Origin of the sequence: Aequorivita soesokkakensis (assembly GCF_001641085.1) — a bacterium.
GTDB classification, from domain to species: domain Bacteria; phylum Bacteroidota; class Bacteroidia; order Flavobacteriales; family Flavobacteriaceae; genus Aequorivita; species Aequorivita soesokkakensis.
This window is the reverse complement of record NZ_LXIE01000012.1, coordinates 108,212-132,274: the sequence shown is the minus strand read 5'-3', so window position 1 is coordinate 132,274 and position 24,063 is coordinate 108,212. Positions and strand designations below refer to the sequence as shown.

At 37.3% G+C, this 24,063-nt stretch carries 28 protein-coding genes; 7 read left to right on the top strand and 21 right to left on the bottom strand.

What is annotated here, in order from left to right:
* Positions 1-112 precede the first annotated feature (112 nt).
* The 3 genes from A7A78_RS06820 (at position 113) to A7A78_RS06810 (ending at position 3,017) form a co-directional block, all read left to right on the top strand.
* Positions 113-808, top strand: coding sequence for a glycosyltransferase family 2 protein (locus A7A78_RS06820; protein WP_068761695.1), 696 nt, complete (start codon positions 113-115; stop codon positions 806-808).
* Entirely contained in the window at positions 805-2,295 is a 1,491-nt protein-coding gene (locus A7A78_RS06815) for a cellulose synthase family protein (RefSeq protein WP_068761694.1), read from the top strand. The genes A7A78_RS06820 and A7A78_RS06815 overlap by 4 nt, the downstream gene beginning before the upstream one ends.
* A 125-nt stretch (positions 2,296-2,420) precedes the next feature.
* Positions 2,421-3,017, top strand: a complete 597-nt coding sequence (locus A7A78_RS06810) for an FMN-binding negative transcriptional regulator (RefSeq protein ID WP_068761693.1) — start codon at positions 2,421-2,423, stop codon at positions 3,015-3,017.
* Between the two features lies 1 nt (position 3,018).
* Here the strand turns inward: A7A78_RS06810 and A7A78_RS06805 are convergent, their stop codons facing one another.
* From A7A78_RS06805 to A7A78_RS06745, 13 genes are all read right to left on the bottom strand, one after another.
* Entirely contained in the window at positions 3,019-4,383 is a 1,365-nt protein-coding gene (locus A7A78_RS06805; RefSeq protein ID WP_068761692.1) for a hypothetical protein, read from the bottom strand.
* Positions 4,384-4,387: 4 nt separating this feature from the next.
* Positions 4,388-5,743, bottom strand: coding sequence for a UDP-N-acetylmuramate--L-alanine ligase (locus tag A7A78_RS06800; RefSeq protein ID WP_068761691.1), 1,356 nt, complete (start codon positions 5,741-5,743; stop codon positions 4,388-4,390).
* A 93-nt stretch (positions 5,744-5,836) separates the two neighbouring features.
* Positions 5,837-6,811 carry a tetratricopeptide repeat protein gene (locus A7A78_RS06795; protein WP_242649259.1) on the bottom strand — a complete coding sequence of 325 codons (975 nt, stop codon included), beginning with the start codon at positions 6,809-6,811 and terminating at the stop codon, positions 5,837-5,839.
* Between the two features lie 38 nt (positions 6,812-6,849).
* Positions 6,850-7,377: a DUF4136 domain-containing protein gene (locus A7A78_RS06790; RefSeq protein ID WP_068761803.1), complete on the bottom strand. Its 528-nt coding sequence runs from the start codon at positions 7,375-7,377 to the stop codon at positions 6,850-6,852.
* A gap of 124 nt (positions 7,378-7,501) precedes the next feature.
* Complete coding sequence (locus A7A78_RS06785; RefSeq protein ID WP_068761690.1) at positions 7,502-8,617, bottom strand: sensor histidine kinase; 1,116 nt, start codon at positions 8,615-8,617, stop codon at positions 7,502-7,504.
* Positions 8,614-9,381 (bottom strand): LytR/AlgR family response regulator transcription factor, encoded by a 768-nt coding sequence (locus A7A78_RS06780; protein ID WP_242649258.1) that lies wholly within the window; start codon positions 9,379-9,381, stop codon positions 8,614-8,616. Before A7A78_RS06780 ends, A7A78_RS06785 begins: the two co-directional genes overlap by 4 nt.
* A 171-nt stretch (positions 9,382-9,552) precedes the next feature.
* The gene (locus A7A78_RS06775) at positions 9,553-10,104 is read right to left on the bottom strand and encodes a hypothetical protein (RefSeq protein WP_068761689.1); all 552 of its coding nucleotides are present in this window, start codon (positions 10,102-10,104) and stop codon (positions 9,553-9,555) included.
* 365 nt (positions 10,105-10,469) lie between these two features.
* Entirely contained in the window at positions 10,470-11,468 is a 999-nt protein-coding gene (gene obgE / locus A7A78_RS06770; RefSeq protein WP_068761688.1) for a GTPase ObgE, read from the bottom strand.
* Positions 11,469-11,520: 52 nt separating this feature from the next.
* On the bottom strand, positions 11,521-12,093 hold the full coding sequence (locus A7A78_RS06765; protein WP_068761687.1) for an adenylate kinase: 573 nt from the start codon (positions 12,091-12,093) through the stop codon (positions 11,521-11,523).
* Between the two features lie 82 nt (positions 12,094-12,175).
* A complete protein-coding gene (locus A7A78_RS06760; protein ID WP_242649257.1) occupies positions 12,176-12,763 on the bottom strand; it encodes a hypothetical protein in 588 nt (195 codons plus the stop codon).
* Entirely contained in the window at positions 12,764-13,309 is a 546-nt protein-coding gene (locus A7A78_RS06755) for a GNAT family N-acetyltransferase (RefSeq protein WP_068761686.1), read from the bottom strand.
* An 81-nt stretch (positions 13,310-13,390) separates the two neighbouring features.
* Positions 13,391-15,145 carry a serine hydrolase gene (locus A7A78_RS06750; RefSeq protein ID WP_068761685.1) on the bottom strand — a complete coding sequence of 585 codons (1,755 nt, stop codon included), beginning with the start codon at positions 15,143-15,145 and terminating at the stop codon, positions 13,391-13,393.
* Between the two features lie 202 nt (positions 15,146-15,347).
* The gene (locus tag A7A78_RS06745) at positions 15,348-15,695 is read right to left on the bottom strand and encodes a DUF6249 domain-containing protein (protein WP_068761684.1); all 348 of its coding nucleotides are present in this window, start codon (positions 15,693-15,695) and stop codon (positions 15,348-15,350) included.
* A gap of 146 nt (positions 15,696-15,841) precedes the next feature.
* Between A7A78_RS06745 and A7A78_RS06740 the strand changes: the two genes are divergently transcribed.
* The 3 genes from A7A78_RS06740 (at position 15,842) to A7A78_RS06730 (ending at position 17,901) form a co-directional block, all read left to right on the top strand.
* Positions 15,842-16,432 (top strand): RNA polymerase sigma factor, encoded by a 591-nt coding sequence (locus A7A78_RS06740; protein WP_068761683.1) that lies wholly within the window; start codon positions 15,842-15,844, stop codon positions 16,430-16,432.
* The gene (locus tag A7A78_RS06735; RefSeq protein ID WP_068761682.1) at positions 16,413-16,817 is read left to right on the top strand and encodes a hypothetical protein; all 405 of its coding nucleotides are present in this window, start codon (positions 16,413-16,415) and stop codon (positions 16,815-16,817) included. Before A7A78_RS06740 ends, A7A78_RS06735 begins: the two co-directional genes overlap by 20 nt.
* Positions 16,818-17,145: 328 nt before the next feature.
* Positions 17,146-17,901, top strand: coding sequence for a hypothetical protein (locus tag A7A78_RS06730; RefSeq protein ID WP_068761681.1), 756 nt, complete (start codon positions 17,146-17,148; stop codon positions 17,899-17,901).
* A 94-nt stretch (positions 17,902-17,995) separates the two neighbouring features.
* Here A7A78_RS06730 and A7A78_RS06725 read toward each other — a convergent pair whose 3' ends face one another.
* From A7A78_RS06725 to A7A78_RS06705, 5 genes are all read right to left on the bottom strand, one after another.
* Complete coding sequence (locus A7A78_RS06725) at positions 17,996-18,532, bottom strand: dihydrofolate reductase family protein (RefSeq protein WP_068761680.1); 537 nt, start codon at positions 18,530-18,532, stop codon at positions 17,996-17,998.
* Between the two features lie 223 nt (positions 18,533-18,755).
* Positions 18,756-19,340 (bottom strand): YdeI/OmpD-associated family protein, encoded by a 585-nt coding sequence (locus tag A7A78_RS06720; protein WP_068761679.1) that lies wholly within the window; start codon positions 19,338-19,340, stop codon positions 18,756-18,758.
* 8 nt (positions 19,341-19,348) lie between these two features.
* The gene (locus tag A7A78_RS06715; protein ID WP_068761678.1) at positions 19,349-19,729 is read right to left on the bottom strand and encodes a DoxX family protein; all 381 of its coding nucleotides are present in this window, start codon (positions 19,727-19,729) and stop codon (positions 19,349-19,351) included.
* Between the two features lie 6 nt (positions 19,730-19,735).
* Entirely contained in the window at positions 19,736-20,200 is a 465-nt protein-coding gene (locus tag A7A78_RS06710) for an SRPBCC family protein (RefSeq protein WP_068761677.1), read from the bottom strand.
* A gap of 48 nt (positions 20,201-20,248) precedes the next feature.
* The gene (locus A7A78_RS06705; protein WP_068761676.1) at positions 20,249-20,578 is read right to left on the bottom strand and encodes an ArsR/SmtB family transcription factor; all 330 of its coding nucleotides are present in this window, start codon (positions 20,576-20,578) and stop codon (positions 20,249-20,251) included.
* Positions 20,579-20,808: 230 nt separating this feature from the next.
* On the opposite strand from A7A78_RS06705, the gene A7A78_RS06700 reads away from it, so the two are divergent.
* Positions 20,809-22,092 carry a retropepsin-like aspartic protease gene (locus A7A78_RS06700; RefSeq protein ID WP_068761675.1) on the top strand — a complete coding sequence of 428 codons (1,284 nt, stop codon included), beginning with the start codon at positions 20,809-20,811 and terminating at the stop codon, positions 22,090-22,092.
* A 60-nt stretch (positions 22,093-22,152) separates the two neighbouring features.
* On the opposite strand, the gene A7A78_RS06695 is transcribed toward A7A78_RS06700, so the two are convergent.
* The 3 genes from A7A78_RS06695 to A7A78_RS06685 form a co-directional block, all read right to left on the bottom strand.
* A complete protein-coding gene (locus A7A78_RS06695) occupies positions 22,153-22,983 on the bottom strand; it encodes a DUF6503 family protein (protein WP_068761674.1) in 831 nt (276 codons plus the stop codon).
* A 113-nt stretch (positions 22,984-23,096) separates the two neighbouring features.
* Positions 23,097-23,501, bottom strand: coding sequence for an OsmC family protein (locus tag A7A78_RS06690; RefSeq protein WP_068761800.1), 405 nt, complete (start codon positions 23,499-23,501; stop codon positions 23,097-23,099).
* Between the two features lie 111 nt (positions 23,502-23,612).
* Positions 23,613-23,996, bottom strand: coding sequence for a DUF3703 domain-containing protein (locus A7A78_RS06685; protein ID WP_068761673.1), 384 nt, complete (start codon positions 23,994-23,996; stop codon positions 23,613-23,615).
* Positions 23,997-24,063: the final 67 nt, after the last annotated feature.

Here is a 24,063-nt window from a genome sequence, read left to right as displayed (position 1 = left end):
AGTATTCAGTTGCAGTTCGCAGTATAGAGCTGTCAGGTTTAAGAAGATACTTCGTCAAACGGAATGTCATATATTTTTCTGAAATTCGCAGTCCATAAATTCACATGTTTTAATGTCCAAAATTATTAAAGTAATCATTCCCGCTTATAACGAAGAAGGCTCCATCGGGAAGGTGATTGCCGAAATCCCGGAAATGGTTTCAGAAATAATTGTGGTGGACAATAACTCTTCAGACGCTACGGCAAAAGTTGCCAAAAACGCAGGCGCAACCGTGCTTTTTCAACCCAATGCCGGTTATGGAAACGCTTGTTTAAAAGGAATGGAATACATTTCAGAAGAAAAAATTAAACCAGATATTTTGGTTTTTCTCGATGGCGATTACAGCGATTATCCTTCGGAAATGTTGAAAATTATAGCACCAATAATTGAAAAAAACGTCGATTTTGTTGTGGGTGCCCGCGTTAGGAGTCTTCGTGAAAATGGTTCTATGACCTTTCCGCAGCGCTTCGGCAATAAACTGGCCACCAAACTGATGCGTCTTTTTTTCAACTCAACATTTACTGATCTTGGACCGTTTCGGGCTATAAAATATGAAAAGCTACTTCAGCTTAATATGCAAGACAAAACCTACGGCTGGACCGTAGAAATGCAACTGAAAGTATTGAAGAAAAAATTCACCTATGTTGAAGTTCCCGTAAAATACCGAAACCGGATAGGAGTTTCAAAAGTTTCGGGTACGGTAAAAGGTACTATCTTTGCGGGTATAAAAATCCTGACCTGGATCTTTAAATACAGCTTCAAAAAATGATTCTTGAATCCTTAATTATTGTTGTTTATTCCGTTGCCCTGCTTCTTATCTTTATGTATGCTTTGGCGCAGCTCAATTTGCTTTTTAATTATTTAAGTGCCCGAAAACATCATAAAAACTCACCAACGTTCGATTTTTCCAAAGAAGAGGAAATTCCCTATGTAACTATCCAACTGCCAGTTTATAACGAATTATATGTAATGGATCGTTTGCTGAGCAACATTGCAGAAATGGATTACCCAAAGGAAAAGCTGGAAATACAAGTTTTGGACGATAGTACCGATGAATCTTTTGAAGAAACCGCAAAGCATATTGAAGCGCTTCGGAAAACAGGATTGGATATTCAACATGTGACCAGAAAAAACCGTGAAGGCTTTAAAGCAGGGGCACTAAAGGAAGGTTTAAAGATTGCAAAAGGTGAATACGTTGCAATATTTGATGCAGATTTTCTTCCGAAGAAAAACTGGTTAAAAAACACCATTCCATATTTTAAGGATGAAGAAATTGGCGTGGTGCAAACCCGTTGGGGGCATTTAAATCGCGATTACTCAATTCTCACACGAGTACAAGCTTTTGCGCTCGATGCACATTTCACTTTGGAGCAGGTTGGCAGAAACAGCAAAGGACATTTTATAAATTTTAATGGAACGGCGGGCGTTTGGCGTAAAGAATGCATACTTGATGCAGGAAATTGGGAAGGCGACACGCTGACCGAAGATTTAGACCTCAGCTACCGCGCACAGCTTAAAAAGTGGAAATTTAAATATTTGGAAGCAGTGGAAACACCTGCGGAACTTCCCGTAGTTATTAGTGCAGCGCGTTCGCAACAATTTAGATGGAACAAAGGCGGCGCCGAAAATTTTCAAAAAATGGCTTGGCGTGTTTTTAAAAGCAAGGATATTTCAATCAAAACTAAGATTCACAGTTTTCTACATTTGCTGAACAGCACCATGTTTTTGAACATTTTGATTGTTGCAATCTTGAGTATTCCGATGCTTTATATAAAAAATGAATACGAACACTTAAAAATGTATTTTTATGTGATGAGCTTTTTTGTGATAAGCACCATCATCTTTTTTATCTGTTATTGGTTTACCTACAAAAGCATTTATGGCGGCGGGTTTAAAAGATTCCTGAAATATTCAGCAATGTTTTTTACGTTTTTTTCTGTGGCGATGGGCTTTTCGCTACATAATTCCATTGCGGTTTTGGAAGGGCATTTTGGGAAGAAAAGCGAATTTATCCGTACCCCGAAATTCAACATTAGCTCTTTAAAGGAAAGCTGGAAAGGCAATAAATACATTACCAAAAACATTTCGCCAAACGTGATTATTGAAGGAGTCTTGATGCTTTATTTCGCGTTTGGAATGTACAGCGCTTTCATAGTTGGCGACCAAGGCGGTGATTTTGGATTGTTTCCATTTCACTTAATGCTTTGCGTAGGGTTTGGGTTTGTGTTTTTTAAATCGCTGACTTCCAAAGCGTAAAAACTTTATGAAACTTTGAGTTTCTTTGTGCAACTTTGTGAAATAGTTTTACGACAGAGCTTCACATAGAAATGTCCAATGCCTAATGCCTAATGCCTAATGCCTAATGCCTAATGCCTAAATAAATGTATCCACCGCCGCACCACCAAAGCCACGATATTGAAAAAATGATTTCCGTAATCAAAAATTTCCCTTTGGGAATATTGGTTACTGCGAAGGATGGAAAACCGTTTGTTACGCACATTCCTTTTATTTATAACGAAACTTCAAGAAAATTAGTCGCTCATTTAGACCGAAACAATCAGCAACTGGAAACTTTAAAAGATGAGGCTGAAGTTACCGTGGTTTTTAAAGGTCCCGATACTTATATTTCACCCAGTATTTACACAACGGCACAATTACCAACGTGGAATTATATCATTGTCCACGTTACTGGAAAACTTCAACTTATAAATGAGCCAGAAGCAATAAAGCAAACCATGCTGGATATGACTGAGTTTTTGGAAGGCAGCGAACAAAAATTCATTCTAAAAAAAGACGATCCGAGAATGGAGCGTTTGTTAAATTATATCCAAGCTTTTGAAATTGAAATAATTAATTTGGAAGGAAAGTTTAAGCTTTCGCAGGATAAAAATGCTCAGGATTTTGAGAATGCGAAACAGGAATTAATAGGAAAATCCCGAAAGGATGTTTCGGGTTTTATTGATGGTATTTACGAATAACCTATTCAGTGTAAGTTTCAGTAATAAGAAGAGGGAATTTATTAAAAAGTCTTTCTTGATCCTTTTCATATTCCTTTCTATTTAGCGGGCTAAAACTTTCCCCAAATTTCAATTCAACACTTTGATCATTATATCTCAAATCCTGAATTGCCTGTTTTTGAGATGCAAATAAAGTTATATATGATTGGTAAGTACTGTTATTATTAAAAACATAATTAAACTGTGTAGCACTATCAATATGTTTTACAAAATATTCAACTAAATCATCTTCTTTGACTTTTTCATTTTCAAAAGAATATACTTTTTCCCCTAAATGAACTTGTATTGTTTTAGTCACATCAGTATACTTCGGTACCGGAGGAAGTGGAATATTTGATACTGAATTTGGCGTATTTATATAATGCAACTCCTTAACCAAACCACGATTGTCGAATCTGCTTATGAGATTTTTATCACTAAATTTTGTAATATATTTTATAAATCGATATCCCAGACCGCTTAGTAAATTCTCCAGTTTGACTAATTTATCCATAGAAATATCCTGGGGCATCAAAAGCACAATACTAAGTTTATTTCTATATGCTTCAGATATTTCTTCTTTTAGATAATCGCCCAACAAATCGAAATCTTCAATTTTTTCATCTTCCAATTTATAGAGCAATTGATTATTTTCTTTATATATCTTTAAATTATTCAACCTAAAGGGCATATAATCTTCATCTGCAAAATCAGAAATAGGTAAATCCACAAAAGGGTTTGAACTTATCTGAATAGCTTCCATTTTTTTTTCAGGAAATACCGAAGTAAAAGCGAAGCAAAAAGCAATGGCAAATATTACAGAAAGATTCAAAAATAACGGCTTGTAAACTTTTATTTTGAAATATTTTAGTAATGATTTCCAGCTTTCCAAAAAAAATACAATTGCAACCAAAACTAGTATAAACTTCATTTCAGAAATTTTTGTTTCCATAGAGATAGAAAAGAATGAAACCATAAAACCTAGTTTTAACAAGAGATAGGAAAAGTTAAAGTGCAAAAAACGCTGATCGTTTATTATTTCTATTCTCACATTACTTGGTACCGGATTAATATCTGGCTTACGGAAAAGATTTAATAGAAATAAGGCATTTCCCAATACCAAAGATATTATCGCAAAATTAAAATTTTCCCAATATCGATCCGAAGGTTCTGTAATAACAGCATAATTTGCTCTTCCGAAATCAAGCAATCTAGGCAGAAATCGGATAAAGCAGAGAAATGTATAAAAGGAAAATGAAGCTGAAAAACCAAGAGCTACACTTAACCAAAAACGTTTTTTTGAAATATTTAATTTTCCCCTATTTCGTAAAAATCCCTTTTGGAGCATTTTTCTATTTCAAATAATTTTTTACATCCTCAAAATCCAACCCACCATAATTGCCGCTACTCATTAAAAGCAAGCAAGTATTATCGTAATCCTGTGAAAAAAGATAGGTTTTAAAATCGGCCGGATTTGTAAAAACCACCAAATCCTGTCGGTCAAAAGCTTCGTCAATTTGTTCGCCTTTTATTTCTTCCAACTGTTTTATTAATACGGCATGCGGAGAGTAGAAGACCACCGCACTATCCGCCGCATCCAGCGTTCCTTTGTATTCTTTTAAAAATTCTGGGTTTAGGCTGCTGTATGTGTGAAGCTCTAAACAGGCGATGAGTTTCCTGTCGGGATATTGGTTTTTTACGGCTTCGGTTGTCGCTTTCACTTTGCTTGGCGAATGTGCGTAATCCTTATAAGCAACTGCCGTTTTGGTTTCGGCAATTTTTTCCAAACGTTTGCTAGCGCCTTTAAAAGTCGCAATGGCTTCGTAAAAATCATCGGCATCCACGCCCATCAATTGGCAGATCCAGCGGGCGCCCTCCAAGTTGTTCAAATTGTGCTTTCCAAAGATTTCAACAGGCATCGGGCCTTCGGGAGTTTCCAAAAGGGTGGTTCCGTCTTCCACGGAATATTCGGGAGTTTGGTACGGATATTTTTTTATGGGATTTGTTGCAGCTTCAACCACACGTTTAACCTCAGCGTCTTCTTCATTGTAAATGATTGCACCGCCATTGGTTATTTCCTTTAGAAAAATTTCAAACTGCTCCACATAGTTTTCATAGGTTGGAAAAACGTTGATGTGGTCCCACGCAATGCCACTCAACAAAGCAATATTAGGCTTGTAAAGATGGAATTTTGGGCGACGGTCTATGGGAGAGGAAAGGTATTCATCGCCTTCAATTACCATAAAATCATTGTCATCGGTAATTTTCACCATCGTGTCAAACCCTTCCAATTGGGCGCCCACCATATAATCCACATCTTTTCCGTGATAGTTCATCACGTGCAGAATCATCGAAGTAATAGTCGTTTTTCCGTGGGAACCACCAATAACCACTCGGGTTTTGTTTTTGGATTGTTCGTAAAGAAATTCTGGGTAACTGTAGATTTTTAAACCGAGTTCCTTCGCTTTTAATAGTTCGGGATTGTCTGCTTTGGCGTGCATTCCGAGAATAACGGCATCAATTTCTAAAGTCAATTTTTCGGGAAACCATCCTTCTTTTTCGGGCAACAAACCTTTGCTTTTCAACCTACTTTTTGAAGGCTCAAAAACCTCATCGTCGCTTCCGGTTACCGTATCTCCTTTTTGATGTAATGCCAATGCAAGATTGTGCATCGCGCTGCCGCCTATGGCTATAAAGTGGATTCTCATTTTTTAGTTGAAGAGTTTATGAGTTTAGATGTAAAGATACAAAGTTAAAACATCCCTCCCGCCCCCTTCAAAGGGGGAATTTTCTCTTTCAAATTAAAGTGCTAAAATGAGAGATTTTTCCTGTTGTGCTTCTTTAAAATCTGTCCGGTCAATTAATGCCTTATTTATCCAAGTAAGGGCGATTTCCTTTTTTCCGAGATTTTTATAAATCTGAGCCAAACGGTAATATGCCCAATCTTTGGGCACGCCATCTTTTATGGAATAGTTGGCCAGATATTGGCTTAGGCATTCAATACCGTATTCGGGCTCCAAATTGTACTGCGCAGAAATTTTCCCGATTTGGTAATTGAGCTGGTTTCGTTTGTGTTTTTTTAATGCTTCGGAATTTGTGACAATCGCCTCTTTAGGTTGGTTATTCTTTTCATACAGATTTGAAAGTTTTTCATAAGTATGTGGCGAACCGCCTACTTCAATCGCTTTTTTGTAATAACGCTCCGCATCCTTTGGTCTATCAGTATATTCGGCAATATATCCATTGGCGAGATACCCATCAACTTTAGAAATCTTGCCCAATTCAGTTGCATAATCAATTGCTTTGTTTTCGCTTCCGCCAAAAATACCGGGTAATTGAATGTAAAATTCTATCAGCGCCCAACGCGCTTCTATATGTTTAGAGTCCAGTTTTGCAGCCTGTTCCAGTTCGTGTTTTATGTCGCCAATGTAAGCAACAGCGCGAATTTTACTGATGGACATCGCCTTCAGCCCCATTGCGCCACCGTATTTAAAATGATAGTTGGCATTGCTCGGCTCATCCTGCACCAAGGCTTCGTAATAGGAAATGGCCATGTCCCAATTTTTGCCATAAGCGGCAATATCACCCAAATATTCCCGGGTTTTTTTATCACCGGGATTTTGTTTCAAATAGTTCTCAAAAATAGGTTTTGCCTTGCTGAAATTTTCCTGCTTGAAATATTCCTCCGCTTCTTGATAGTTGTTTTGGGCAATAGCGAACAAAGGAAGCAGATAAAGAAGAAGCGATATTTTTTTAAAGAAATAGATATAGTTCAAGTTTTGAAATTAAAAGACTGATTACTGTGTACTACTGACTACTGACTACTGTTTTTCGGTGGATATTTCGCCAATATTTTCTGAACAACGGTCATATAATATGCTTCTTTCTGTTGTGGCGTGAAGCGCTCTTTCATTTCGCCATCGGCTACGGCTTGCCACACCAAATCGTCTTTTTCAACGTCTATAAAATCCATGGTCAATTGTTGGTTAATTACATTTCCGCCAATTGGAATTCCGCCGCTAACGCCTACGCCAACATTCCCGCCCCCGCTGCCAATACCAATGCCGATGGTGTTTCGGGAACTGGAAACACTTTCGCGTGCGTAAAAATTGACATAAATCTGGGGAGCTTCACTTTTTATAAAACCACGTTGTTGGAGCAGACTATCTGTAATTTGTATAATACGGTTATCATCCAATTCATTAAGTCCAGAATCTATATTTGGGAAATAATTGTAGCTGTTGTATTTTGAAAAATCCACTTGCTTATCATAATCTACGGCCACAGTGGCGCCACAGGAAACAAGGAATATGGAGAGTATTAAAATTGAGAGGAGCTTCATTGCATTTTTCTTTTCATTAAAAATACGCAAAAACAAAGTGCTTGGATTTTATGAAAGGTTAAAATTGTGAAAAATCATCCTTAAAGAGAATGATTTCCGGCGGTTTAATATTTTACCACTTTGGTCAATTCTCGATGGGGATTTCAATCAAAGTTTCTACACCCGAACCGTCAATTTTATTTCTTACTTCAAAAAAATAATTGTTGCCGTAAAGGTTCTCTAAACGATCATTAATATTAGCCAATCCCATACCTCGTTTTAGCAATAGTGTGTGGCCCACTTCAACGGGTGCGCCATTATTTTCAACCTTTATTATCAAGGTTTTTCCTTCTGCGTAAATTTTTACGAGAATCTCCAAATCGGTATGGTTAAAATCATACCCGTGTTTTATGGAATTCTCGAGAATGGGCTGTAACAGTAGCGCCGGCACCATTTTGTGAAGCAATGAGTCATCTATCTCCGTTGTTATTTTTAAATGATCGGAAAACCGAACTTTAATAATATTGAGATAGAATTCCAAAATGCGGAGTTCTTTTTCCAGCGGAATGCGGTTGCTGTCATTGTCATACAATATCTCCCTTAAAAAATCACTCAAGTCTGCGATTGTATCTTTAGCTTTACTGGCATCAATATCGGTTAGTACGGAAATTGAATTCAAGGTGTTAAAAAGAAAATGGGGCTGCAATTGTGAAGAGAGCATTTTCATACGGGTGCTTACCAATTGCGCTTCCAATTTGCCTTGTTTTTTTTCAGCCTTTTTCACCTCTTTTACATAGTAATAGGTGTAAATAATAAAGACCATCGCAAAATAAATTAGGAAATTCAGGTCTATTACATACATAAATCTAAAAATGCTGCTCTCAAAATCATATTCGGCAAAACTTACGCGTCCTAGCATAATGTAATAAAGGTCAACTACCAGCCGTATTACGATCCCAATCAACAACGAAAACAGAATATGAGTTGAAATGATTTTAGTCCAGGAGTAATTTTTCCGCAGAAACCGCTTGGTACTTATGGCGATCAACGTCATAAAACTCACTACGATTATATAGTCAAAAAGCAGATTGTCCAGCAAGAAACGCGACCATGAAAAGCTTTTCATTGAATCCATTCCAAAAACCTGCATATATGCCGTCTTTGCTATCAAAACCAAATCAAACAACGCATAAAACCCGGCTAACAGCAGCACTAATTTTAGGTCTATGTATTTCTTCTTTATATTGTAATTTTTCTTCATATTCCTACTTTTTCCAGAAAGTTCTTTTTATAGGACTTGCTGATGCGCAATAGTGTATTATCATTCATTCGGGCATCAATTTCAGAAAATTCTGAATGCACTATTTCCTTCACATGCTGCAGATTTACAATGCTCGACCTGTGAACCCTAATAAATTTATTGCTGTCCAAAGATTCACATAGATTGTTTAGAGTTTCGCGGAGTACGTATTTTTTATCTTCAACAAAAATTTCAGCATAACTGCCCGATGCCGTAATGTACATTATATCGACAGGATTAATGAGTATGGTTTTGTTTCCCTGCTTTATGGGCAGTTTTTCAAGCGCAGCGGTTTTTTGTGATTTACTTTTGTATAAATTGAAAAGCTCAATAATGCGTTTCTCAAAATTTTCATCGGCTTCATTTGCTGAAATTTTCCTGACTTTTTCAATTGTTCTAAAGAAACGTTCGTCCTTAAAGGGTTTCAGCAGAAAATCAAAAGCATCCACATCAAATGCTTTAAGCGCGTAATTGTCATAAGCTGTAACGAAAATAACAATCGGTTTTGGCGATAGGGTTATTTTTTTCAACACTTCAAACCCGTTCATATCCTTCATATTTATATCCAAAAAAATGAGGTCGGGACGTTTTTGGTCTATATCGAGAATGGCGCTTTTTCCGTTGGAACATTCGCCCAAAACTTCCACATCCGGCACTTGCCGTAGCAGGTAGAGCACCCTTTTTCGGGCGAGCTCTTCATCGTCTATCACAAGTGCTTTTATCATTATTGGCTATTTACTGGTTGTTATAAAGTGGTGTTTTGTAAAGTAAAGATATTCAAAATTCAATCGTCCAACATTTTTTCATTTTGAAATTAAGAGTTCGATCAACCTATAAAAAGACCATCAGTACAGTTGTTCTCTGACAGCCTTTTCATAAATTGCAACCATAATCTTTTAATTAACGGCAACCCCAACCCCACTGTCTCTGGCGTCAATTTTTAGGGTCTGTTTGTCCTTTCCGTTTTCAAGTTTGATTTTATAGGTGGCATTGGCCAAGATTTCGCCTTTAGTGCGGGCAGAATAATTTGCCTTGGTCAAGGTGTACCCTTGGTGGTCTTTGTACACATTGTTGCGAATATTAGCCGATAACAGTACATTTTTAAACTGTTGGCGGGTTTCCAGCAGTTTACCTTCTTTATCAAAATCTGCTTCCAAAGAACCGTTGGCGCTATTAAATGTTACCAAATAGGCGTGATATTTCTTGCGTGCAGTCTGGGTAATAAAGCTTTGAATGTCAAAATTTGCTTTCATAAACCCAATAGGATCTCTTGCAAACTGGCGGGACTGGCTTTCTTTAATGTTATAAGTATAACTGTCACCGTCCTGCGCAACTGTTACATTTAGTGGCGCATAAAACAATCTCGCCTCGTCTAGAACTGTAACCTCTTGGGCACTGATTACCGCTGCGGTAAAACTTAACATAATGGAAATAATTAGCGTTTTCATAACTGATAATTTTTAGGATTAATAACTTGTTTTTCAAACTGGTAAACACTGATCAGGTATTTTTACAGACACTAAATTAAAGGAAGAAGCCGCGCGATGGGCATAAATGATGTGAACGTCAAAAATTCACCCTCGGATATACTGAAGTATGATGTGAAATAAATTAAGGCAGTAAAAATTACAGGCAAATAGACTGAATACCAATGAATTATTCAACCTATTTTCATTATAGGAATTAGAAAAAAGATTTATAAAAGAAATTTTAAGAAAAGTTGAATTGTCTCCCCGAGCGCAGTCGAGGGGTTATTATCTATCAGATTTACAATTAAGAAGAGGTCTCGACTGCGCTCGACCTGACATTCGCTCTAGTTCAGCATCGCCCAAAGCTTATCCTTCAACTCCGTCAAACCTTGTTGGGCAACAGAAGAAATAAAGAGATACGGAATGCCTTTAAACTGTTTGTCGAGAATCTTTTTCATTTCGGCTTTTAGCTCATCGTCCAGCATATCGCTTTTGCTGATGGCTACCAAACGTTCCTTATCCAAAAGTTGCGGATTGTAACGGCGCAATTCATCGACTAAAATATCGTACTGTTCCTTAATATCCGGCGCATCGGCGGGAATTAAAAACAGCAAAGTAGAATTTCGTTCAATATGGCGAAGAAAACGGTGGCCAATACCTTTACCTTCTGCGGCCCCTTCAATAATTCCTGGGATATCTGCAACTACAAAAGTTTTAAAATCGCGATATTCCACGATGCCCAAGTTGGGCTTTAGCGTGGTGAATTCGTAATTGGCAATCTTCGGTTTGGCTGCAGTAATCACAGAAAGTAAAGTAGATTTTCCCGCATTCGGAAATCCTACCAAACCTACATCGGCAAGTATTTTTAGTTCAAGAATAATATCTGCTTCCAAACCTTCTTCGCCAGGTTGCGAATAGCGTGGTGTTTGATTGGTTGCAGTTTTAAAATGGGCATTCCCCAAGCCACCGCGACCCCCTTTTGCAACAATTTTTTCTTCGCCGTCCTCCGTTAGTTCAAAAAGTATTTCTTCGGTTTCCTTATCGCGGACTACCGTGCCCAATGGCACTTCAATGTACACATCGGCACCATCAGCACCCGTACTGGTTTGTTTACTGCCGTGCTCGCCGTGTTCGGCCTTAAAATGTCTTTTAAATTTTAAATGGTATAACGTCCAAAGGTTTTTGTTAGCTTTCACAATTACGTGTCCGCCGCGACCACCATCGCCACCATCTGGCCCACCTTTGGGAATATATTTTTCGCGCCGCATGTGCTTACTGCCTTGCCCTCCTTTTCCGGAGGTAATATGAACCTTTACGTAATCTACAAAATTGCCTTCAGTCACTTTTTATTGTTTATTGTTTATTGTTTATTGTTGGGCAACCCCAGACTATAAACTACAAACTATCTATAACTTTACTTAATCGTTCAGTAATCTCTTCAATACTTCCTACCCCATCAACGCCGTAATATTTGTTTTGCTTTTCGTAATAGCTTTTCAAAATAGCGGTTTCGTTGTAATATACTTTTATACGGTTACGGATGATGCTCTCGTCCGCATCGTCTGCTCTTCCGCTTGTTTTGCCACGTTCAAGTAAACGCTCCACCAAAACCTCATCGTCAACTTCCAATGCAACCATGGCGTCAATTTGCGTGTCTTTATCGTCCATCAAATGGCCAAGGGCTTCCGCCTGTGCCTCCGTTCTGGGGAAACCGTCAAAAATAAATCCATTGGCATCACAGTTTTTGTCAACTTCGTTGCTCAACATATCTATGGTTATTTCATCAGGCACCAACTGGCCTTTTTCAATATAGCTTTTTGCTAAAGTGCCAAGTTCGGTGTCATTATTCATATTATACCTAAAAACGTCTCCGGTAGAGATATGCACCAAATTGTATTTATCTTTCAAAAAAGTAGCCTGTGTGCCTTTTCCCGCTCCGGGAGGGCCAAACAAAATTATATTAGTCATGAGTATGGTTTAATAAATAAAAAACGAAGTTGCAAATTTACGAAATATAAGGGAGTTGGGCCTAAAACCTCTTAGAAATAAATCACCCAAACACTTCTGAAAGATAAACTATCCCAAAAATCCAACCAACATACAAAGCGGTGTACCCAAAAGCATATAATGCTGAAATCCCTATATCGCCTTGCGTATCTTTTGATTTGCTGAAAACTAGTTTTAACGCTCTAAAAAAAAGCCAATAAAGCATCATAAGTATTACAAACAGTGATACCCAGAAAACAACTTCCAAAATTATTAAGAGCACAAATAGCAGTATTGTCATCGCTATCCACATAAAAATAGAAACCACGATACCTTCCCATCCATCACCTATATCCGAACTTGGAATGTCTGCATCAAAAGGGACATGCCCGCTGTAAAAATCTCCAGATCTAAAGCCTCTGAAATTCGGAAAATCATCAACAACATCCACACCTTTATACAAGCCGTAGGACATAAACAAAAATAAAGCAGTGCCGATAATAGCTAAAGAAGCATAGAGGTTGACGGTTAACGACCTATTGTAGTTTACGCCTGTAAAATATACAGTAAGCACCGTTACTGCAATAACTAACAATGAAACTATAAAAACCGATTTTCCTTTTAAATACTGTTGTTTGGGTTTTATTTGCATTTATTGGTTATTAATTATTTTCCATTCACTTTTTGTCAGGGAATAAAAATTAAGAAGTGTTGCTTCGTGAATAAATTCATTCCTTTTGATCAAACCTATTTTTTGCAAAATAATATTCGAGGCCGTATTTGCAACATCGGCAATGCCTACAATTTCATTATAACCAAGTTCTGAAAATCCATAATATAATGAAGCTATAGCAGTTTCGGTGGCATAACCCTTACCCCAATATTTTTTTATCAATCTATAGCCAATATCGTAATAATTTGTTCTGGCATTTAAAGTTTCGGTATTATATTTAAATCCACTCCAGCCAATAAAATCTCCACTTTCTTTTTCAACAACTGCCCATCGGCCAATTCCGTAATCAAGGTATTGTTGCTTTACAAAGTCGATATATTTACGGGCTTCTTGCAACGTTGTAATGGGCTTGTTTCCCAAATATTTATGTACTTCCGAATCACTATCCAAGCTAAAAAGGCCGTGCACATCCTCGTCCATAAAATCACGCATTAATAAACGTTCGGTTTCTATGTGAATTTTCATCTGTATTTATTTAAAAGAAAAAAGCTTACGGGTTAAAAAATAAACCCGTAAGCTAATATAACATATACTGTATACAGGTCACTAAATTTTCTTACCAACAATCTCCTGCCCGCCTTGAAACAAGGTCAAGCTTTCAACAACTCCAGCGCTATTCTTATTAAAAGTAATCTGCGCAGTAACTACTTTCACATAAAACTCTGTCTCCGTTTTTGGAAATATTTCAAAATCAGGCTGCCCCGTGGCTTGTGCTTTCAGTTGGCTTCCTTCTTTTGTAATGGTAAGTATAAAACCCGGTTTCAGTTCATAATTACCCACATAACTTGCCAAAACAGCATCAGGCACAATTGCATCTTTTGCTAAACCTTCAGTTTCCACGCCAAGCTTTTTTAGCATATCAATCCCGTTTTGGTTTCCGGGATTCAACTCTATTGATTTTTTATAATTAGCGATTGCCAGCTCATTTTTTCCCTGCTCCATCAAGGCTTCCGCGTAACTGTCATATACATTAGCGGATTTTGGAAAGGCCTCCATATTTAATTTAAAAATTGCTTCTGCCTCCTTTTTCTTTCCAGCTTGTAAAAGTGTGTAGCCCATAGTGTTCATTTCGCTTTCAGATTTGGAATACTCTTTTGAATCTTTATTTTTTTCATAAAATGCAAGTCCAGCTTTTAAATCTTTATCTATAATCTCTTTATAAACCAAATTGGCTAAGGATTGCTTCGGAAGATCATAAGTTGCTCCGTGCAAAATTCCATTTATGGCAATTGTAATATCTTCCAAAGGTGCTCTTCCTGTATTGTTTAACAAAATGATGGTCGATTTCTCCTTGGGCATTCGGGTTATAAGCGTGTTGAACCCGTTAATTCCGCCGCCATGGCCAATTATTTCCGTACTGTCTTTGGTGTTACCGACTGGGAAATAACCAACGCTCCAGCCATAACCGTAATATTGTCCAAAGGCTGGCACGTATTTTTCATACATCATATCCCTGTATTTCTTCGGAAGCAATTTTTCGGTGTACAAGGCTTGGTCCCAAATAAATAAATCTTCTACCGTTGAATACATTGAGCCAGCAGCATAGGGCGTGGACATATCTATATAAGGTGCGTTTTCAGGCTTACTGCCCTTCATTTCATAGCCTGCTGCCCGTTTTTTTAAAATCGTATTGTGATGGTCATAGCCGCTATTATTCATTTTTAAAGGCGTGAAAATTTTCTCCTGCAAAACTTCTTCGTAAGATTTCCCAGTAACCATTTCAATAATGGCTCCCAAGGTTATATAACCCGAATTGCTATATGAAAACCGTTCCCCAGGTGTAAAGTCCAAGATAGAATCTGCATACATCCTTACCATTTCCGTTGGGGTGTATGGATTGCGGCTCAATTCTTTAAAGAAATTTGGAAACGAAGTATAGTTAGGCGTTCCCGAAGTGTGATTCAGCAATTGGTGAATTGTAATTTTTTCACCGTTCACTTTTGAATAATCTGGCAGATATTTGGAAATTGTTGCCTGTAAGTCCAACTTCCCTTCGGCTACCAACTGCATAATGAGCATAGCGGTAAACTGTTTTGTAATGCTCCCCAAACGGTGCTTGGTATCGGGCGCGTTGGGAATATCCCATTCCCTATTCGCCAAGCCAAATCCCTTTTTATAAATAACTTTCCCGTGGTCTGCCACCAATACCGAACCGTTAAATTGCCCGTATTCAGTGTATTTATTTAAAAGTTCGTCTAATTGTGTTGTCTTTGTTTGCGCAAAGCTAACCGTAAATGTTGCCACAAAGGCGATAACCGCCACAAAGGCGGTTCTGCTTAAAGAGTTTTTGTTTGATTTCATGTTTTGATTGATTTTGATTGATGATTTTTTGATTGCAAATAAGACGTATTATAATGGTTTACGTTACAAATGATTTAGAAAGGAATACCCTTTAAAAGCACTAAACCCAATGGAAAAGAGCGCAATATGTATTATAAAAAAAGTGTGCTCTTGTCAAAGTCACACTTTTTCAACTTTAAGTAGAAATAGCAATCTTTCTAACTTACTCTTTATCTAAATTCTTGGTCATGGTAAAACCAGCAAACAGACCAATTCCCGCCATCAAAAAGATAGTTCCCGGATAAGCCACTTCTTGCTCTACTCCCATGTTGTAGTGAAGCAGGGAAGCGATAAAAATACCCACACCTATTCCCATTAACAAAAGTGCCAAATTCAGAATAAGCACCTTCCAAATTGGTGCGGTGTGCGATTTTCCCTTTACAAAAATACTTGCATCCGCACCTTTTTCTATAAGCGCCATTCGTTCTTTATTACGTGTGGAATAATGCAGATAAAAAATTCCGAAGAAAGCGCCAATAAACAGCGGCATAATAATAAATTCTACTCCCATGATTGTTCGTTTTTAAATTGATTGATTGATTTTAATGCGTTCATAGGTTATGACGACACCTTTTCAATTTAGGTTACAGGCTTTGTCAATTATTTTTTTAGCAATCGTCTGTAACCTAAGTTCGTTACCCGTCGTCTTATCATTAAATGACCACTGACCAAGAAACCGCTATTATCAATCAAATCATTGAAGGAAATACCCAAGCTTTTGCGGTATTGGTGGATCGTTATAAAGATTTGGTGTTCACCTTGGCATTGCGAATGCTAAAAAACCGGGAGGAAGCAGAAGAGGTTTCACAAGACACATTTATAAAAGTTTACAAAGCCTTGGCAAAGTTTAAAGGAGATTCCAAATTGTCAACTTGGGTTTATAAGGTAGCGTACAATACGTGTTTGGACAGCATAAAAAAGAACAAAAATCGCTATAACGAAGTAACTATAGACTCCTTTTCGGAGCATCAACTAAAAACTGTAGGCAATGCCTTGGATGTTTTGGAAGAAAAAGAACAACAAAAAACCATTCAAGAATGTTTGCAACAATTAACGAGCAAGGACAGTTTTTTACTTACCTTGTTTTACTTTGAGGAATTATCTTTGGAAGAGATTTCAAAAGTTGTGAATATGGAGGCAAACACAGTAAAAGTGAATATACACAGAGCGCGAAAAAGGCTTGGGAATATATTAAAACAAAAGCTGGAACCGGAAACAATACAAAATTATGAACGAGCAAGAAGCTAAGGATTTAGAGCAATTGGCAGCGAAAGTGATGCAAAAAACCACTTTGGAAACACCTTCCTTTCAATTTACAGATAAAGTAATGGCAGCGATAAATGTGCAAGAACAAGCCGCAGCTGTCTGTAACCGCCCTTTGATCCCTAAATATATTTGGGTTGCCATTGCCGCAATAGTTATTGGATTCACCGCTTATATCTGGTTTTTGGTACAGCCCGCTCCTTTGGATTTACCAGTACTTAGCTTTGATTTTATAAAAAGTAATTCCATTTCCAAAGAAGTAGCTGCTTTTACACCCTCAAAAATTACGGTATATGCAGTTTTATTATTGGCATTAATGCTTTGTGTTCAAATTCCAGTGTTAAAACGGTATTTTGATGACAGAGTATAACTTTCGGGCAACCCCTTCATACTTAATTCATACTCTATTCATACTCTATTCATACTTTAATTAGGAGGTTAATAGGGTGTTGAATTGTGTAATCTTTGAGGTTTGGAGGAGTTAGTATGGATTTGTTGAATTGTGGAATGCTTGAATTGTCAAATTGAGAGAGGATGGTCTCAGCTTTGTCCAGAAACAAGATTGGTTTCAATCCATAAGCATTATTTCATTTATTTTTTTGGCATTTTTCCTAAAAATCGTACCCAAGTTGCACCCAAGTTGTGAATAATGCTTTTGTTGACATATTATTTTTGCTGGCAACTGTAAATTTAATGATATGGCAAGACAAGTTGGATTATTGAAATTAGTTGGGACGCTTGGGGATATTTCCTTTTACAAATCATTTTATGGATTTTTAGCACGTGCCAAGACCGGGGTTGACAGGCAGACAATATTAAGAGATCCTAGGTTTCGGCGTACTCGGGAAAACGCCTCGGAATTCGGGAGGGCGGCTAAGGCTGGGAAGCTTTTGAGAGACGCTATTCGTCCGGTACTCAAAAATGCCAAAGACAGTATGACTGTTCAGCGATTAACCCAAAAAATGGTAAAAGTTTTACAAGCTGACCCCGCTAACAAACGAGGAAAGCGAACCGTTACCCAAGGAGAATTGGGATTACTAAAGGGATTTGATTTTAATATAAACGCCCGGTTGGACAACACGCTTCAAATAAGTTTTCAAACTGTAATCAACCCAGTATCTGGCATTATATTGTTGACATTAAACTCATTTAGACCAATAACAGATATAAAAGTTCCAACGGGAACAACCCATTTTAAAATCTTATTCGGGGCAGCAGCACTAAATTTTGAAACAATAAAATTTTTGTTTTCGCATAAGGATAGTGGAATACTTTCGTATGACGGAAATGCAGTATCTATTGATACTATATTCATTAAGCTTTCTCCAAATTTATCTTGGCCAATTTTCTTGGTTCTTGGAATTGAATTTTATCAAGAAGTAAATGGAGCGTATTATAGTTTGGAAGACGGGGCTTTTAATGCATTAGGAATTATTGAGGTGGTCGGGCAATAGGAATATCCTAATGGATTTTATAATAATGGACAATATAACATTTTAATGGTGTATTTATTTTTATATTCCATAAAAGCTATTGGGAACAGAAAGACTATTTCTTTTTTCGCTTATAATACAATTGCACAAGGCCTGTATCAAATGCTTTAGAGTTTACGAGCTCTAGTTCTTGCTCTGGTCTTCCATCATTAAAAAGTCTTATTCCATTACCTACCAATATAGGAATAATTGAAATTATGAGTTCGTCAATCAGGTCGTTTCTTAAAAGTTCATTTATTACTTCTGCCCCGCCGTCGCAATAAATATTTTTTCCGTCTTTGACTTTTAATTGTTTTACTAATTGGCTTAAGCTTTCTGTATAGAAAATTGTTTTACCCGTATCTGGTTTTTCGGTTCTCGTTATAACATATACATCTCTTTCTCCATTATCATAGTGCGACGGACCAATTTCCTTGAGTACATAATCATAGGTTTTTCTACCAACAATTATAGTATCAATGCTCTTGTTAAACTGGGCATAGCCATAATCTTCTCCTTCTTTTTCTACTATACTTAAGAAACTAAGGTCATCATCTGGTTTGGCAATGTATCCGTCTAGACTTGTAGCGATAAAAAGCGATAATTTTCTCATTTGTTTTTAATATCAGTTATTTAATTATTAATGTAACGCATTGATTTTTAATTTGAAAGTAAGGTTTTGGTATTCATCGAGTCATCACTTATTTTAATCGTTTTTCATTTAAAAAATGGATATGAAATCCCCAGTTTCATCTATGTTTTTCCGAAATTTTTAGGAAGATTTAGTTTTAAGCTGTTTATTTTTAAAACAACCTGTTCTCGGATTAAAATATTATTCAATTATCATTTACTCCCTTCCCATCAAAAATTTTAGGGATATACTTTTCAATTCTCGATACCCGGGTTTTTGATTGCTTTGCTTGGGAGAAATACAATAAATACCCACGTTGCCGTCCCGGGGTCAAGGCTTTAAAAGCAGTTTTTAAAGCAGGGTCTTCCTTGAATTTTTGTTGCAGTTCCTGTGGCATATTGAACTCGGAGACCTTTTTCATCTTTACTTCCAGCCCCGCTTTTTCAACCTCAATCGCTTCAAATATATAAGCTTTGATTGTGGATTCAAGTGTGATAATTTCATCAATATTGGTAAACCGAATTTGACGGGCGGCCTGTACATTTTCGGTCTGCCGCACCAATATATTTTCCGTATCCTTTAAAAGCGCCCCTTTGTGAAATAACAGCGCACAATACTCCTTAAATTCATGGATTAAAACCACATTCTTCCCTTTCAGTGTATAACAGGGGTGCATCCATTTAAAATCTTCGGTCAGACCGCAATCAAGACAGATTTTCCGCAGCAATTTCATTTCTTCCTTCCATTTTTTGGCCCTGTCCAAGAACCTATCTACTACCTTTGGATTCATAATTATACTTATTTAATAGCATTAATTCTTCTTTCGGCAGGTCTAAAGTACCAAGATATTACGGTAAGTACAAGAAGCAATATGGGACCGAAAAGTGTTATGGCTGCATCTTGGACGGCTATATGCGAAATAACCGCCCCAGACATCGCAAAGAAAAAACCTGCATAGGCCCATTCCTTTAAAAGGGGGTATTTTGGAATAAGAATGGCGATAACACCTAAAAGTTTCCATACGCCAAGCAGGGTCATTAAATAAATTGGATACCCCAAATCTGTGAAGTTTGTGACTTCCTCTTCCATTTTAATCAGTTGCACTATTGCGGTTGATGTCATTCCGAGGGCAAGCCAAACAGTTGCTACCCAATAAATTATTTTATTTCTCTTTGTCATGATTTATTAAATTAATTTACTTCCTATTTCCTGTAGTTTGTTGTGCGCCATATTAATCCCGAATGTGAAGGGCAATTTTAATATCCCATCCCGAGCTGCGACTGACTTATAAATTTGATGTATGTGCAGTTTACTGGTATTCTCGGTCTTTTTTTCAAATTTCAAAAATTCCACCTGAACGGGAAATGGGGTGTTTTCCATTTCAAATGTTCGCGTTATTTTTTCATTGGGAACACACTCGTGGATCACACCGCTGAAACTGTATTTGTTTCCTTGGCGGTCGGTGGTTTCAAACTGGTAGCTTCCGTGTTTTTCACTTTTCAGTTTAATAACTTTCGTCCCCATCCATTGTTCAACCAATTCGGCCTCCGTATATGCTCTGAAAAGTAATTCCAGAGGCAAGTCAAAGTCTCTTGCTATGAGTATTTCCTGTTTGCCGTCTTCTGCATGTACTTTAGTTTTTTGCTCCATAGCGTGTTATTTTTTTGCTTATTGTTTTTTTCTCACTTCTTGTTAATTTTATTTTTTGTGCTCGTGAATCTTCAATTTCATTACAGCTTCCAATTTATTGAATCGGTCATCCCACATTTTTCTAAATGGCTCAATAAATTCAGCAATTTCCTTCATTCCGTTTGGATTTAGGTGATAGTATATTTCCCTTCCCTTTTGTTCTTGCCTAACAATTTCGCATTCGCTGAGAATTTGTATATGCTTTGAAATGGTTTGCCGAGAAGAATCAAAACTTTCAGCAATAGCGGTAGGTGTCATGGCTTGAACGGCAAGCAGGGAAATTATCATTCTTCGGGTGGGATCGGCAATGGCCTGGAATACATCTCTTCTTAATTTCATAACGCAGTTATTTGACTGCAAATATAAACGCAGTTATTTAACTGCGCAAATTATTAATTTACTTTTTTTATTAGAAAATCTTGAATGCTATATAATTATGTGTTCCATAGACCATAGAAGCAAAAAAATGATGGTTTGCAGAATTTTTTTAGAGTTTACTTGTTACGAATTACCCGATTAATAAACCAATAGTCTGAAAATATCTTAAAATACCAAACCGTTTATCCTTTATGAAAAAGTTATGTTTGCTTCCGCTGCTGTTGTTTTTTATTGGGTGCAACCAAGACTCAAAAAAGGTTGATACCGAAAAGAAATTTAAAGCTCTGAACGCCTTGGTGACCGATTTGGATTATTTCACTTTACTTGAAGAATTCAAAAACTATAAAGAAAATCTTCAAAAAAGAGATTCTCTTTATTTTGAAGCAATCCTCTCCAATGCTTTCAACAATCCGGAGAAATCCAATGAGGCGATAGACGCTTTTTTTAAAACCCCAGAAGCGAAAATAACCGATAGCTTGGCGGAAAAAATGTTGGTCACCAAATTGACCAACCACATTCATCTAGCCGAATATAGAGAGGCTTTAAAAATAAACGAAGACCTACAGCAACAGTATGCCAATTTTTTAGATTCCACAAAAATGGAGGATTTAAAAAACACACATAAAATATGGAAAATCCTAGAAAATACACCTCCTCAGGAAGTAACTATAGCCGCGGATGTTGCCCTTCCAATAGTAAAAGATAAAATAGGGCTTTCTACCCTCTCCACAAAAATAGGGAACACTACTACTGATTTTGTTTTTGATACCGGAGCCAATTTCTCCGTAATTCAACGTTCTGTTGCGGAAAATCTTGGGATGACAATAATCCCGGCCCAGTTCGATGTAGATGCAGCAACGGGATTAAAGGTGAAAAGCGACCTAGCCGTAGCTGCAAAACTGCAGTTGGGTGAAATTACCGTAACCCACGTAGTATTTCTGGTTTTTGACGATAAGGATTTATCCTTTCCTACCATCGATTATGAAATAAAGGGCATCATCGGTTTCCCAGTAATCCGCGCACTGCAGGAAATACAATTAACTAAGGATACCCTGTATATACCACAAAAACCAACGGATTATCATCTAAATAATTTAGCCTATGATGAATATATGCCCATAATAAGCGTAAAGTATAAAAACGATAAGCTGCGCTTTAACTTTGATACAGGGGCGCAAACCACTTCCCTTTATTCAAAATTCTATAAGAAATATCAGAATGAGATTGAGGAAAATTACAACAAAACAGACCTCAGCACTGGTGGTGCAGGCGGGCAAGTAGCATTAGAGGGTTATATCCTTAAAGACGTAAAATTAGCAGTGGGCAAAGCAGAGGCGACCCTAAAAAGCACAAGGCTATTTCCAGAAAAAATAGGAGTTACTGACAATCTCCACGGCAATCTGGGCCAGGATTTTATTGGACAGTTCAATACTATGATTATTAGTTTTAAGAGTGCGAGTATATTGTTTCGGTAAGAAGTGTTGAAGTCGGTTTTCGGTTTTCAGTTGTCCGCTGGGGGTTCTACTATACCGCCTTTACTTCTTAAAGTCATCACCACTTAAACCATTATTAAACTTAATATCAGTCCAAGTTACTTTTATCCAAGGCCCCTCAATAAGCTCTGCATCCCAAGTAGACTTTTTATAAAGTCGCTTTGTTGGAATCAACATCCCGCCAACTTCTTCATATTCCAACTGCATCAAGAAAGGTGTTTCCATAACCCCAAAATCAACCACACTAAACAGAAACTGATCTACTAAGGAGGTATTCTTATTTATGTATAGTTGATAAACATCTGTAGGCTTCTCATCAGGGCTAACAAAGCTGATTTTCACAACATCATACGCCTTATCATCTACCATCTTCTCACCCAGATATTCATAATTCAGACCTGGATCTAATAATTTTTGAAACATCGCAAACCAATAAAAGTTAGTAGGTCTATTAAAAGCCACACGTTTCAGTCTTGTGGTATCGTTTAAAAGTTGCCCATTGTGCTTCAGCCAGTATTCGCTCCCGTCATAGCCTTGCTCTATTTTTCCTTTCAAGTCATCGAAAGTTCGCTCGTGTTGTTGGTATTCGCCATAAGACAGTTCCCCGTCAAACAGGTATTTTTCTGTGGAAATATCAGCTTTGCCATCTGGCGTTTGGTAGGTATATGTATATACTACGTCCTTTTTCTTTGCCAGCGAATCATAGTTGCCAACCTTTTGCACCATAGTATACACTAATTCATGCCCTTTGTTTTGGAAAGTTGGAGTAGTTATTTCAGGCGTGATTGCTTGAGAGGTCTCTGCTTGTGGTTTGTCTTTACAGGAAATAAGGAAAATACTTAATAGAATTGCTGTTAGTAGGCTAAATTTCATAGTGTGTGTTTAATTGATTAAAAGTCTTTGGGCCGCTTTGGTCGAAGGAAAGAAATTATAATTTCAGGTTGAGCAAAAAATAATCAATATACACTTCCACCTGTTTCTAGTATTTACTCACCGATCTTTTTAATTGTACCCGTAATAGTGCAGCAAATCTTGACAGTATTGTATATAGTTCCAAACTTTTCGATATTCTTTTTCAGTAGATCAAGATTTAAATTACTGTCTTGGCTATAAATCCGCAACTCATAATTTATTTCATCCATTCGCGGTGGTTTTTCCAATCGTTTAGCATTGATGGTTATTTCGGCACGGCTGTATTCAAAATTCATAAATTCTGAAAACCGTTCAACGTTTTTAAGAATACAGGATGAAAGGGAACCCAAAAACAATTCGTCAGGATTTGCTAACGTATCTGCAGTCTCGGGTGTAATGCCAAAAGGAATCTCCGTTTGCTTAATGTGAATGGAAGCCTTACTTTTTGAGAATGCTTCCGCCTTTACAGTGTAGTTCATGTTTTGGTTATCAGTTGTCCCCACCTACGCTATATATCATCGCTAAAGCAACGATGCACAAAGAAGCTTCGGCGGGCGAGTGTTGTCGGTTATAAGTTTGAAGGAAAGCGTTTAGGTTGGCAAAGCGCTAACGCCCGCTTTTATAAAAATTTCCTGTAACTCTTTTTCTATGGGAAATGGCTTCAGCGGTGGTACGTTTGCACCGCCTGGATTCCCAACGGGAATTTTCCCAACAAAGGACTTCACGCCCCCAAAAACCAGCCTTGGTATCTGTCCAAAGATTTCCTTTCCGCTTTTAATTTTAAACCCAAATTGCAACATTTTCCAATGTACAAAAGTATGGGCAAAAGGATATTTTTGTCCGAGTATGTGGGCTCTTTCCAAATGGTTCCAAGCAATCTTCAAGTTCCCGACTGTATATTCCTTCCGATACTTTTCCAGTTCTATCTCGTAATAGGGCTTTAGTCCTTTTGGAAGTGAAGTGTAGAGTTTCATTTTTGGATATTATCCCAGTAATTGGGTTATACAAATATAAGTTTTTTTGATAAGCTTAACGGCAGAA